The 13,079-nt window shown below is 62.9% G+C and carries 10 protein-coding genes; 9 read left to right on the forward strand and 1 reads right to left on the reverse strand.

Features of this window, described 5'->3' with window-relative positions; all coding sequences use genetic code 11:
• The first annotated feature begins 18 nt into the window (after positions 1 to 18).
• The 7 genes from GNZ12_RS07070 to GNZ12_RS07100 all read left to right on the forward strand — a co-directional run bounded on the left by GNZ12_RS07070 (position 19) and on the right by GNZ12_RS07100 (position 9,721).
• Positions 19 to 1,404 (forward strand): undecaprenyl-phosphate glucose phosphotransferase, encoded by a 1,386-nt coding sequence (locus GNZ12_RS07070; RefSeq protein WP_172309668.1) that lies wholly within the window; start codon positions 19 to 21, stop codon positions 1,402 to 1,404.
• Between the two features lie 67 nt (positions 1,405 to 1,471).
• Positions 1,472 to 2,611 (forward strand): polysaccharide biosynthesis/export family protein, encoded by a 1,140-nt coding sequence (locus tag GNZ12_RS07075; protein ID WP_172309669.1) that lies wholly within the window; start codon positions 1,472 to 1,474, stop codon positions 2,609 to 2,611.
• Between the two features lie 49 nt (positions 2,612 to 2,660).
• Positions 2,661 to 4,895 carry a polysaccharide biosynthesis tyrosine autokinase gene (locus GNZ12_RS07080; RefSeq protein WP_172309670.1) on the forward strand — a complete coding sequence of 745 codons (2,235 nt, stop codon included), beginning with the start codon at positions 2,661 to 2,663 and terminating at the stop codon, positions 4,893 to 4,895.
• A gap of 90 nt (positions 4,896 to 4,985) precedes the next feature.
• Positions 4,986 to 6,104 carry a GDP-mannose 4,6-dehydratase gene (gmd, locus tag GNZ12_RS07085; protein WP_172309671.1) on the forward strand — a complete coding sequence of 373 codons (1,119 nt, stop codon included), beginning with the start codon at positions 4,986 to 4,988 and terminating at the stop codon, positions 6,102 to 6,104.
• Between the two features lie 5 nt (positions 6,105 to 6,109).
• Positions 6,110 to 7,066: a GDP-L-fucose synthase family protein gene (locus tag GNZ12_RS07090; protein ID WP_172309672.1), complete on the forward strand. Its 957-nt coding sequence runs from the start codon at positions 6,110 to 6,112 to the stop codon at positions 7,064 to 7,066.
• A gap of 119 nt (positions 7,067 to 7,185) precedes the next feature.
• Positions 7,186 to 8,328 (forward strand): glycosyltransferase family 4 protein, encoded by a 1,143-nt coding sequence (locus GNZ12_RS07095; RefSeq protein ID WP_172309673.1) that lies wholly within the window; start codon positions 7,186 to 7,188, stop codon positions 8,326 to 8,328.
• A gap of 55 nt (positions 8,329 to 8,383) precedes the next feature.
• Positions 8,384 to 9,721 carry a glycosyltransferase WbuB gene (locus tag GNZ12_RS07100; protein ID WP_172309674.1) on the forward strand — a complete coding sequence of 446 codons (1,338 nt, stop codon included), beginning with the start codon at positions 8,384 to 8,386 and terminating at the stop codon, positions 9,719 to 9,721.
• A gap of 31 nt (positions 9,722 to 9,752) precedes the next feature.
• Here the strand turns inward: GNZ12_RS07100 and GNZ12_RS07105 are convergent, their stop codons facing one another.
• Positions 9,753 to 10,271, reverse strand: coding sequence for a hypothetical protein (locus tag GNZ12_RS07105; RefSeq protein WP_172309675.1), 519 nt, complete (start codon positions 10,269 to 10,271; stop codon positions 9,753 to 9,755).
• 176 nt (positions 10,272 to 10,447) lie between these two features.
• On the opposite strand from GNZ12_RS07105, the gene GNZ12_RS07110 reads away from it, so the two are divergent.
• Together GNZ12_RS07110 and GNZ12_RS07115 are read left to right on the forward strand one after the other, a co-directional pair.
• Positions 10,448 to 11,068 carry an LbetaH domain-containing protein gene (locus tag GNZ12_RS07110; protein ID WP_172309676.1) on the forward strand — a complete coding sequence of 207 codons (621 nt, stop codon included), beginning with the start codon at positions 10,448 to 10,450 and terminating at the stop codon, positions 11,066 to 11,068.
• A 231-nt stretch (positions 11,069 to 11,299) separates the two neighbouring features.
• Positions 11,300 to 13,042: an FAD-dependent oxidoreductase gene (locus GNZ12_RS07115; protein WP_172309677.1), complete on the forward strand. Its 1,743-nt coding sequence runs from the start codon at positions 11,300 to 11,302 to the stop codon at positions 13,040 to 13,042.
• Positions 13,043 to 13,079 lie beyond the last annotated feature (37 nt).

A 13,079-nucleotide genomic window follows, 5' to 3' on the forward strand; every position in this document is an offset into this window, starting at 1 on the left:
AAGAACGAGGTAAGCAAAATGCGCAAGTTTCAGGATTTGCTCGCGCGAGTTTTCGATGTCGCGTTGGTGCTCGTGGGTGCGGCGGTGGCGTCGCAGATCCGCTTTGATTACCTCGCTCAATCCGGGTTCTATTGGGCGCTGGTGATGTTTTCCGCCGCCTTCGCGCTGGCCATCTTTCCAGCGTTCGGCGTGTATGAGTCATGGCGCGGCCGCTCCAAGCTCTCGCTGGCCGGGCAGGTGTCGCTCGCATGGCTGATGGTGCAGGGTAGTGCGCTCGTGCTGATGTATTCGCTGCATCGCATCGACTTCGTGTCGCGGCTGTGGTTCTCGTACTGGACCGCGGTGACGGGTGGCCTGCTGATCGCTTACCGGCTGATCACGCATGTGGTGCTGGCGCGCGCGCGCAGCGCCGGTTTGAACCTGCATCAGGTCGCGATTGTCGGCAGCGGCTCGCAATGCGACGCGATCATTCGCCGGATCGAATCGGAGCCGGGCACGGGTTTTCGCGCCACGGCCGTCTACAACACGCGCCCGGATGTGTCTGCTGTTTCCAGCACGCGAGTGCCTGTCTGCGAGACGGTGGATGCGCTTGCCGACTACATTCGCACCAACGACGTGCACGAGCTTTGGCTCATGTTGTCGCTCGCCGAAGAGCCCCTGATCTGCAAGCTGATCAGCGAGTTTCGTGACGATCTGGTGAATATCCGCTTCATGCCGGACGTGCGCAGCATTGCATTGTTCGATGGCAGCGGCGTGATCGATCTGCTCGGCGTGCCGGCGATCAACCTCGTGGCGTCGCCCCTGTCGGCCAGTTCGATGCTGAAGAAGGAAATCTTCGACCGCCTGTTCGCCGCGGCGGCGTTGATCGGCCTGGCGCCAATCCTGCTCGCCATCGCGATCGCGGTGAAGCTCTCGTCGCGTGGCCCGGTGCTCTTCAAGCAGAAGCGTAAAGGCGCGGACGGCCGCGTCTTCACGATTTACAAATTCCGCTCGATGCGTCTGCATACCGAGCAAAAAGGCACGCTCAAACAGGCGACGCGCGACGATCCGCGCGTCACGAGAGTCGGCGCATTTCTGCGCCGCACGAGCCTCGACGAACTGCCGCAGTTCTTCAACGTGTTGCGTGGCGACATGTCGGTCGTTGGACCGCGTCCCCATGCACTCGAGCACGACGATCTCTATCAGAAAGTGGTCGCCGGCTACATCAATCGCTATCGGATCAAGCCGGGCATTACGGGCTGGGCGCAGATCAACGGCTTTCGTGGCGAAACCGACCGCATCGAGAAGATGGAGCGTCGCGTCGAACATGACCTGTACTACCTGGGGCATTGGTCCTTCGCGCTCGATATGCGGATTATCGGCGCGACGATTGTCGCCGGACTGGTGCATCGAAACGCTTACTAAGTAGTTAACAAGCACGCTGGGCGCTACCTCCCCCGAGGACGATGCCCTGGCGCAAGGAGGAAACACCATGAGCTCGCTTGGTATACGCACGGGAAGTCTCGTGATTTTCACAGTTGCAGTACTGCTTGCCGGATGCGGGATCGTACCGGGTCAGCGGATGGTTACGCCAGCCGCGATTCAGGACACGGGTGGGGACTACAGCACGGAACCCTCGCAGCAACAGCAGATACCGATTACCGATATCAACCTCGCGCTGCTGCGCAAGATGAAGGCGGAGCAGACGACCGCGGCATTGCCGCCGCAGACGCTCGCGCTGTTCGGCAAACCGAGCGCATACAAGGTCGGCCCTGGCGACGTGCTGCAGATCGTCGTGTGGGATCACCCTGAACTCGCCGCAGCGCTTGGCCAGCCGGCGCAGAACACGAAAACGACCGATGCCGCGCCCGGTTTTCTGATCGACGAAAACGGCGACATTCAGTTCCCGTACGCGGGCAATTTGCACGTGGCAGGCAAAGACGTCGCATCGATCCAGAAGGAGCTGCATAAGCGCCTGAGCGTCGTCTATCAGAAGCCGGAAGTGACCGTGCGGGTCGCCTCGTTCCGTAATGCCCAGGTGTATGTCGACGGCGAAGTGCGCACACCGGGCGCGCAATCGCTCAACGACATTCCGATGTCGTTGACGAGCGTGATCAACCAGGGCGGCGGCTTTAGTGCCAACGCGGACCGCAGCCGGGTTGAACTGATCCGCAACGGCGTGACGTATCCGCTCAACGTGGACGACCTGATCAAGCGCGGCCGCAATCCGTCGGACATCTACCTGCAGGCCGGCGACATCGTGCGAGTGGCTTCGCGCGAAGACAGCGGCGTCTACGTGATGGGCGAGGTCAACAAGCCGGCGACGATCCAGCCGATGCGCAACGGTTCGCTGACGCTTTCGCAGGCCATTTCCGATAGCGGCAGCTTCGATTCGAACACGTCGGCGCCGAGGCAGTTGTTCGTGATCCGCAATTCGACAAGCGACTCGCCGCAGGTCTACCACCTCGATGCGACCTCGCCGGTGTCCATGGTGCTCGCCAATCAGTTCGAGCTCCAGCCGAAGGACGTCGTGTACGTCGGTCAAGGCGCATTGGTCCGCTTCAACCGTGTGTTGAACCTGCTGCTGCCGGCGATCAATGCGGCTGTGACGGGTGCTGTCCTGACGAAATAACAACCGTGCAACGTGACCTTGAACCGCCGGGCTTTGTTGGGTGAACAAAATGGCAATTAACTTCGAAAACCGCTATACCGACGTGTCCAGATCGGACGAGCTGCATCTGTCGGACTATCTGCGCACGATCGTGAGGGGCTGGCGCACGATCGTAATGGTGACGCTGATCGCACTCGCGCTGGGGTGCGCGTATGCGTTCCTCGCGCCGCCGACGTATCGCGCGGATGTCCTGTTCCACGTCGAGGACAAGACGGCGAACGCTAACGCGAACGGCAAGGATTCCTTGCCGCCGCTTACCGGCATGTTCGACACCAAGCCCTCGACGGCGGCGGAGATCGAGCTGCTGAAGTCGCGGCTCGTCACCGAGGAAACGGTCAAGAGCCTGCACCTCGACATTATGGCTGCGCCGCGCACTCTGCCGTTCATCGGCGGGATGGTCGCGGGATTGGTGAACGGGCAATGGGGCTTCAGGTTGCCGTCGTTCATCAACCTGTCGGGCTACGCATGGGGTAACGAGAGCATTGCCGTGTCGCGCTTCGACACCACGAAGGAGTTTTACGACACGCCCTTCACGCTGATTGCGGGCGAGGGTGGTTCATACGTGCTGCGCGACAAGAACGGTATCGCGATTCTCTCCGGCCATGTCGGCGAGACCGTGGAAACCGACACCGCCGACGGCCCGATCGCGTTGCACGTCGACAAGCTGGTCGGCGCGCCCGGCTCGCGTTTCGAACTGCAGCGCGCCTCGACGCTGGGGACCGTGGACCGCCTGCAAAAGGCACTCGTGGTCGCCGAGACCACGCTGCAATCCGGCGTGATCCGCACGAGCCTCGAAGGCGGCGACCCCGCACTGACCGCGGCGATCGTCAACAGCATGGCGCGCGAATTCGTGCGTCAGGATGTGGAGAGCCGTTCGACCGAAGCGGAGCACATGCTGGCCTTCCTCGATCAGCAACTGCCTGGCTTGCGCAAGGAACTCGACGACGCCGAGCAACGCTATAACAAGTTCCGCAACCAGCACGGCACGGTCGATCTCGGTGAAGAGAGCCGTCTGCTGCTGCAGCAGGTGGTCGACAACAAGACCAAGCTGCTCGATCTGCAGCAGCAACGCGCGGAGATGTCGCAGCGCTTCACGGCGAATCACCCCGCGGTGGCCGCGCTCGATGCACAGATTGCTGAGTTGCAGAACGCGGCGGCCAGCATGAACCGCAGCGTGGCCGTGATGCCGGATACCGAGCAGACCGCATTGCGCCTGCTGCGCGACGTGCACGTCGACACGGAGCTCTATACCAATCTGTTGAACAGCGCGCAGCAACTCCGGGTGGCGAAAGCCGGCCAGGTGGGCAACGTGCGGGTGGTGGACTTCGCCGAAACGCCTGACGAGCCCGTTCGTCCGAAGCGCGTGCTGGCGATTCTGATCTCGCTCGGCGGCGGCGTGATGATCGGCATCATGCTGACCTTCTTCAAGCGCGCGATGTACGGCGGCGTGGAACGTCCGGACGAACTCGAAGCGGTGCTCGGCGTGCCGGTGTTCGCGATCGTGCCGCGCAGCCAGACTCAGCTGCGTTTGCAGGAAAACGTCATGCTGCGCCGTCGCGGGCTTCATGTGCTCGCGCAGCAGGCGCCGGAAGACATCGCCGTGGAAGGCGTGCGCAATCTGCGGACCTCGTTGCAGTTGTCGCTCGATCACGCCGAGAACAACGTCGTGATGATCACGGGTTCGCGGCCCGACACCGGCAAGTCGTTCCTGTCGGTGAATCTGGCGGCGCTGGTGGCGTCGGCGAACAAGCGGGTGCTGATTATCGACGGCGACATGCGGCGCGGCGATGTCCATTCGCATTTCGGCATCGGCCATCAGCCGGGGCTCTCGGACGTGCTGAGCGGCGGCGATCTTGGGGCCATGATCCAGCGCGACGTGCTGCCCGGACTGGACGTGCTCGCCAAGGGCACGCTGCCCTCGCATCCGTCTGAATTGCTGATGAGCAAGCGCTTCGAAACCATGCTCGAAGAATTGAAATCGCACTACGACATCGTGATCGTCGACACGCCACCGGTGCTCGCTGTGACCGACTCGACGGTGATCGGCAAGTACGCCGGCACGACGCTGCTGGTGGTGCGCCACGGCCGCCATCCGCTGAACGAGATTGCCGAGACGGCCAAGCGCCTCTTCAATGGCGGCGTATCGCTCAAAGGCGTGTTGCTCACCGATGTGCCTCAGGAAGCGGCATTCCTCGGTTCTGGCTATCAGGGCGGTTATTACGGTTACGACAGCATCGCCGGCTAAGGGTTGATGCGGCGGCGGCCCCATGACGGGGCCGGCCACTCGACCGTGCTATGGCACGGACATCGCAAAGTGCAATGAGGAGAGAGCTCCATGAAACGTAAGGTCGCGTTGATCACCGGTATCACTGGACAGGACGGGTCGTATCTGGCCGAGCTGCTGCTCAGCAAGGATTACGACGTACATGGCATCAAACGCAGGTCATCGCTGTTCAATACAGACCGGATCGATCATCTCTATCGCGACCCGCATGACCCCGACCAGCGACTCTTTTTGCATCACGCCGACCTGACCGACTCGACCAGCATTCTGCGCGTGATCCAGCGGGTCGAGCCCGACGAGATCTACAACCTCGCGGCGCAGAGCCACGTGGCGGTGTCGTTCGAGGAACCGGAATACACGGCCAATGCGGACGGCCTTGGCGCCTTGCGAATTCTCGAGGCGATCCGCATTCTGGGGCTGCAGCACAAGACGCGCTTTTATCAGGCTTCCACCTCGGAGCTATACGGCCTTGTGCAACAGGTGCCGCAGTCCGAGACCACGCCGTTCTATCCGCGCAGTCCGTATGCGGTCGCCAAGCTGTTTGCCTACTGGACCACGGTCAATTACCGCGAGGCCTACGGGCTCTACGCCTGCAACGGGATTCTGTTCAATCACGAATCGCCGGTGCGGGGCGAGACCTTCGTCACGCGCAAGATCACGCGCGCCGTGGCGCGCATCGCGGTGGGCATGCAGAAGACCTTGTATCTCGGCAATCTGTCGGCGTTGCGCGACTGGGGCCACGCGCGCGACTACGTGGAGATGCAATGGCGCATGCTGCAACAGGAGCAGCCGGAGGACTACGTCATCGCCACCGGCGTGCAGTACAGCGTGCGTGAGTTCGTTCAGCACGCCGCCGCCGAGTTGGGTGTCACGGTGCGTTTCGAGGGCAGCGGCGTGGATGAGGTCGGCATTGTCGAGAAGGTGGACGGGCGCGAGATCAAGATGTCGCCCGGCGACGTGATCGTGCGTGTCGATCCGCGCTACTTCCGGCCCGCCGAAGTCGAGACGCTGCTGGGCGATCCGTCGAAAGCCCATGCGCAGCTCGGCTGGAAGCCGACTACGCCGTTCAGCGCGCTCGTCAAGGAAATGGTGCGGGCGGACTATCAGATTGCAAGACGTGACGCGCTTGTCACGCTGGCCGGCTTCACGGCACTGGAACATCACGAGTAACGGCGATGAACAAACACGCACGCATCTTCGTCGCGGGCCACCGCGGCATGGTCGGCTCCGCGCTGGTCCGGCGGCTGAATGCCGAGGGTTACCACAATGTCGTCACGCGTTCGAGAGCGGAGCTCGACCTCACGGATCAGGCTGCCGTGAACCGCTTCTTCGAGCAGGAAAAGATCGACGTGGTGCTGCTCGCGGCCGCGCGCGTGGGCGGCATTCTCGCCAACGCGTCGCAGCCGGGTGAATTCATTTACGAAAACCTGGTGATCGAAACCAACGTGATTCACGCCGCGTTTCGTGCTCAGGTCGACCGGCTGGTGTTCTTCGGTTCGTCGTGCATTTATCCGAAGGAATGTCCGCAGCCGATCCGCGAGGCGTATCTGTTGACCTCGCCGCTCGAGCCGACCAACGACGCCTACGCGATTGCGAAGATCGCCGGTCTCAAGCTATGCGAGGCGTACAACCGTGAATACAACACGCAGTACGTCTCGTTGATGCCGACCAATCTGTACGGCCCTAACGACAACTACGACCTGAACAGCAGCCATGTTTTGCCGGCGCTGCTGAGGAAGGCGCACGAAGCGAAAGTGAACGGATCCGCGACCTTGACGGTGTGGGGATCGGGCACGCCGCGCCGGGAGTTTCTGCACGTCGACGATCTCGCCGCGGCGACGCTCTTCGTGCTCGAACACAATGTGACAGAAGGCCTGTTCAACGTCGGGGTGGGTGAAGACCTGTCGATTCGCGAGCTGGCCGAATGTATCTGCAAGGTGGCCGGCTTCGAGGGCGAACTTGTTTTCGACGCCTCCAAACCCGACGGCACGCCGCGCAAGTTGCTTGACGTATCGCGGCTCGCGCAAATGGGTTGGCACGCGACCATTGGCCTTGAAGAGGGCATCGCGTCCACGTATCGGGAATTCGTTGAGTTACACGCTGGCTCGACACCCGCCGCCATGCAGGCCTAGGCGCGCACGGAAGGCCGTGGAGCGCGATTCCGGAATTGAGATTGTAGGGACGCGTGGGGCGTTTCGCGCGAGTCGCGTGCAACGCACACAGGGACGATTTTTCGAGGAGTTGAATAAAAATGACTGCGTCAGTCACGATCTTCCACAACGTCGTATGGTCGCGTCACAAGGGTGTCGTGTTCTCCGCTTTGCATAACATTTCGTCGACCGGCGCGATTCGCTATTCGATGGTGCAGATCGCGGATACCGAACACGATCGTGTCGGCTTTTCAGATGTCGACTATTCGTACCATCGCTATCCGATGCACAAGTTGTTCGACGGTTGCTACGAGGATGTGCCGACGCTGAAGATGATCGCGCGGCTCACCTGGGAGGTCCTGCGGACCAAGTCGGACCTGATCGTTCTGCCGGGCTACCACCGTCCGGAATACTGGGCGATGCTGGCGGCGTGCATCGTGACCGGCAAGCGGCGTGCGGTGTTCTGCGATTCGACCGCGCGCGACCGGCCCAAGAAGCTGCTGACGTCGATTCCGAAGCGCGTGTTCTTCTCGCTCTGTGACGGCTATTTCGGCTTCGGTGAGCGCAGCCGCGAGTATCTGCTGTCACTCGGGGCGAAGGGCGACAAGATTTTCGTGCCGTGTCAGGCCGCCGCATTGCCCGGCTCGTTCTCGCCGGAGCGCGCGCTGGTCGAGCGGGTCGCCGCGCGCGCCGGCAATCCGCCGGTGTTTCTCTATGTGGGCCGTCTCTCGGAAGAGAAAGGCATCGGCACGCTGATCGAGGCGTTCGCCGGCTTGCGGCGGCGTATTCCAGCGGCGAAGTTGCGCATTGTCGGCACAGGGCCGATGGCGGAGAGACTGCACGAGGAAGTAGCCAAGCTCGACCTGGGCGACGCCGTCACCTTCGCCGGCAGTTTGCAGGACGAGCCGCTCACCCGCGAGTATTACGGCGCGACCTGCATGGTGCTGCCGAGCTACAGCGAGCCGTGGGGACTCGTCGTCAACGAGGCGCTCGCGCATGGCTGCCCGGCGGTGGTCAGCGAGAGTTGCGGCTGTGTGCCGGAACTGGTGATCGACGGCGTAAGCGGCTATGCATTCACGGCGGGCGACGTCGCCGGACTGCAGCGCACGATGCTCAAGGCGATGGAGGCGTTCGCCGACGCCGGCGGCACGGCGCGCCGTTGCATGGATGTGATTCGCCGATTCGATCCCCCTACCGCCGCAGCCAATATCGCTCGTGGCTGCGCGCTGATGCTGAGCGACTGAAGCGCCTTACGGCCCCGTTGCGCATGCGCAGCGTTAACACGTTCTGGCAGCCACAATGAAGATCCTGATCTACGGCCTCAACTACGCGCCCGAACTGACGGGAGTGGGCAAGTACACGGCGGAGATGGCTGTGCTGCTGGCCGGCCGCGGTCACGAGGTTCGTGTGGTGTGCGCGCCGCCCTATTACCCTGATTGGTGCGTTGCCGCAGGCTACGTGTCCTGGCGGTATCAGCGCGAGGAGCGCGACGGCGTGACGATCTGGCGCGCACCGCTGTGGGTGCCGGCGCGCCCCAGCGGGCTGAAGCGGATGGTGCATCTGGCGAGCTTCGCGGCCAGCTCGTTGCCGCTGCTCGCCCGGCAGATGCTGTGGCGCCCCGATGCGGCGATGCTGATCGCGCCGACCCTGATGTGCGCGCCTGCTGCACTGGCGCTCGCGCGACTCGCTGGTGCGAGTGCGTGGCTGCATATTCAGGACTTCGAGGTCGATGCGGCTTTCGATCTGGGTCTGCTGAAAAGCTCGCGCGCAGCCCGCGTGGCGCGCTGGATCGAAAGCACGCTGCTGCGGCGCTTCGATACCGTGTCGTCGATTACGCCGCAGATGAGTGCGCGTGCGGTGGTCAAGGGTGTCGAGCCATCGCGGGTCGTGTCCTTGCCCAACTGGGTCGATGTGTCGACCATTTTTCCGCTTGCGCGCGCGAGCGACTACCGGCGTGTACTGGGCATTCCGGTGGACCAGAAGGTGGTGCTGTACTCGGGCAACATGGGCGCGAAACAGGGCATCGAAACGCTCGCCGATGCGGCGGCGTTGCTTGCCACACGGGCCGATGTCACCTTCGTTTTCTGCGGCAGCGGCGCTGCGAAAGCGAGCTTGATCGAGCGCTGCGCGGGATTGACGAACTGCGTTTTTATTCCGCTGCAACCGGTGGAACACCTGAACGAACTGCTCAACCTCGCCGACATTCATGTTCTGCCGCAACGTGGCGATGCCGCTGATCTGGTGATGCCTTCGAAGCTCACCGGCATGTTCGCCAGCGGGCGCGCGGTGGTGGCCATGGCGCGGCACGGCACGGGTCTCTACGACGCGGTGTCGCCGCGCGGCGTGGTCGTGCCGCCGGACAACGTCAAGGCATTAGTGGCGGCAATCACCGTGCTGGTGAGCGATCGCGAACGCCGCGCGGCGCTCGGCCGGGCCGCACGCCATTATGCGGAGCGCGCGCTATCGCCGGAGTCGACGATTCGCACCTTCGAAGAGCGGCTCGCGACGCTGGTTCGTAAGCCTCGCGGCGAGCTTGCGCACGTGGAGCCGCCGTATTTTGATGCCTCGAGATCTTCAACCGCTGTGGCCGGGCGGCGGCGCAAGCCGGCTACAACGGAGGAAGCCGCGCCGGATTGATCCGGCAAGCGGCCATCTCATGAATGGGATATCACCACGGGGATTTGTAGACGGCGTGCTTGCCCGCATCGTACGGATCGGCGTAAGTGGCTTTCGCTGCGCCATCGGGCATCAAGCCGTCGGCTGCATTCGGACCGCCCGGCTGGCCGGCCACGCGCACCTTGCCGTTGGCGGCGGCCTGCGCCTTGTTGCGTTGTTGGCCCTTGCCCACAGCCGGCTGACCGCCTTGCCCTCCCAACACCGTCATGCGTTGTTCGTCGAGCAGCGCGGCCTGCTGGGCGTCGGCGGTATTGCCTTGTTGCGCGTCTGGCGAACCGTAATCGCGCGGCGCGCCGAGCAACTGGGCTTCGCTGTTGCGATGCGCGGCGCCGGGATTGGCGGGTGCCGCCGGGGTGGGGGGGCCGTAGCTGGTCGCAGCCGTAGCGGCAAGGGCCGGTGCAGCGGGCGCGGGTGCTGCGTTCTGCGCGAGCGCCGGCGCGGTGCATGTGCCGATGTAGGTGGCGATGGCGAGAAGCAGCAGGGTGGTGGTACGCGGAAACGAGATGGTCATCGTATGCCCCAGGAAGATGCGGTCTCAATAGAGCTATCGTGCGCCAACCGGCACGTGTGCAGCCGCCAAAACGCTTGCCCGTACGGCCATGAAACCAGGGTCAGTAAGGACTAGTAACATAATGTAACCATGATGCGCGGGCATGTCGATTCCCGTTCGTGGTGTGGAGAAAGATGATGGGTAACGTTGCCGACGATCCGCAGATCGGGCGCATGCCGGAAGTCGACGGTGTTCGCGAGGAGGGCCGTGTCATCGATCTGAGCCGCGCGGGAAAGGGAAACTATTGCGCGAAGCGCGGTGCCCTGATCGAGCTCATCTGGTTTGTCGTTGAAGCCTGCGTGATCAACAACAAGCTGCTGCCGTTTTCCTCGGTCCGGGTTGCGCTGTTACGCCTGTTCGGCGCGAAGATCGGCATGGGTTGCCGCTTCGTGCACCCATTGCGTGTGAAGTCGCCGTGGAATCTGGAAGTGGGCAATAACTGCTGGTTCGGCGTCGACGTCTGGATCTACAACCAGGCGCTGATTCGCATCGGCTCGAACGTCTGTATTTCCCAGGGGACGTTCCTGAGTGCCGGCTCTCACGACATGAGCACCACGATGGATCTGCGCGTGGCGCCGATCGTCATCGAGGATGGCGTCTGGATCACGTCGAAATGTGTTGTGCAGATGGGTGTGACGATCGGCCGGTCGGCCGTGGTGACGCCCTTGTCCGTCGTCCATCGTTCACTCGATCCAGAGGGCGTGTATGGCGGCAATCCCTGTCGTTTTATCAGGAAACGGTTCGATTCCGTGACCTGAAGCACAGATAGAGAACCGCAGCGTTTATACGCTGAGGAGGCCAAGTCGTTGACACGCCGGAATGCCGCCGGACGCAGTGGGATTGTTGTCGATCGATTCTGTTGATCGACGCCCGCGGCGATGCCGATGCTGTGTCCGGAAACGACATGTGCGTGGTTTGCTTGCCAGCCCCGGTTGGATGAGTAGCCGGATTGACGCATTCAGAGATGCGTGAAAAAGATGGGAGTAGGGATGTTCATCGATACTCGTACAGTTGAACACAACACAGTCATTGAAACGACGGTCTGCATTATCGGCGGAGGTGTCGCCGGTATTACGCTTGCGCGGGAGATGTCGAGGGCGGGGGTCGACACCTGTGTGCTCGAAAGCGGGGGCTTCGGGCCTGACGATGAAACCCGCGACCTCTGTCGCGGCGAGAACGCCGGACTGCCCTATTCGTTCGCGGACGGCTCGCGCAGCCGCTACTTCGGCGGCAGCAGTAATTGTTGGGGCGGCTGGTGCCGCCCGCTCGATCCGTGGGACTTCGAGAAGCGCGACTGGATCCCGCACAGTGGCTGGCCGTTCGGCCTCGACGAACTGGCGCCGTACTATGCGCGTACCCATGAACTGCTGAAGCTCGGCCCGCAGAACTTCGATCCTGCCTACTGGGAGCGCGAGATCGGGCGCCATGACGTGCGCCGCATTCCGCTTGCAACCGGCGATATGCGCGATACCGTCGCGCAGTTCAGCCCACCCGTGCGCTTCGGAAAGGCCTATCGCGACGAGCTGTCGCGTTCGTCGCGGGTGCGCGTGTTTCTGTATGCGAATGTCCTGAATATCGACGCCGACGCTCAGGGCACGTCCATTTCGCGGCTCCAGGTGGCGACCCTCAGTGGCCGCAAGATGACGGTGGTCGCCAGGATCTTCGTGCTGGCCACGGGCGGCATCGAGAACGCGCGCCTCCTGCTGGCCTCGAACAACGTGCAGGCGGCGGGCCTTGGCAATGCCAACGATCTGGTGGGCCGCTACTTCATGGATCACCCGCGGATGATGTGCGGCAAAGTGCGTTTTCGTCCGGGCAATGCTCGCAATAAGCTGTACGACATCAAGTATCACTATCAGAATGCCGCCGTGTCGGCGCACGGCACGAAGATATCGTCACAGTTCGCGCCGAAGCAGGAGTTGATGGAGCGCGAGAAGCTGCTGAATTCGCGCGTGTGGCTCTATTCGCGCTGGTTCGGCGAAGGAACCGCAGGGTCCGAAGCGTTGATCCACTGCAAGGAAGCGCTGCTGCAGAAGGACCAGCCGGGCCGCAGCCTGAAGACCGATGTCGCGACGATGATCGCGCACCCGCTGCACACCGTGGGCTACGGTTTGACGCGACTCCTCCAGTGGCCGGTGCTGATCACCGACGTGACGTTGCAGGCCATCGTCGAAGCGGTGCCCAATCCCGATAGCCGGGTCACGTTGTCGGCCGATAAGCGCGACCGGTTCGGCATGCCGCGCGTGAAGGTGGAGTGGCGTCTGGGCGAACAGGTGCAGCGCACCTTCGACAGAACGTTCGCGTTGCTCGCGCAGGAGTTGCAGATGGCCGGCATCGCGGACGTCGAACTCGATGCGCCGCTCGAAGGCCGGCACTGGCCGGCGAAGCTGGAGGGCACGTGGCACCACATGGGTACCACGCGCATGCACGAATCGCCACGTGAAGGCGTGGTCGATCGTGATTGCAAGGTGCATGGGGTGAGCAATCTCTACGTGGCGGGCAGCTCGGTATTTCCCACCGTCGGCGCCAACTTTCCGACCATCACGATCGCCGCGCTTGCACTACGCCTCGCGGGTCATCTGGTGCGGCAACTCGAGGTGCCGGATATCGTCGGCAACGCGCGGGGCGACGCCGCCAACAGTTCGGTGATGTCGAATCAGCCGCAGCAGCCTCAAGCCGGCACCCTGCCGATCGCAGCCTCGACCTTGACGCCGTTGATGAAGGAGCAATGAGGAACGGGCCGGTGACGGTATGCGCCCGGTGGCGTAC

Source organism: Paraburkholderia solitsugae (genome assembly GCF_013177695.1).
GTDB classification, from domain to species: Bacteria; Pseudomonadota; Gammaproteobacteria; order Burkholderiales; family Burkholderiaceae; genus Paraburkholderia; species Paraburkholderia solitsugae.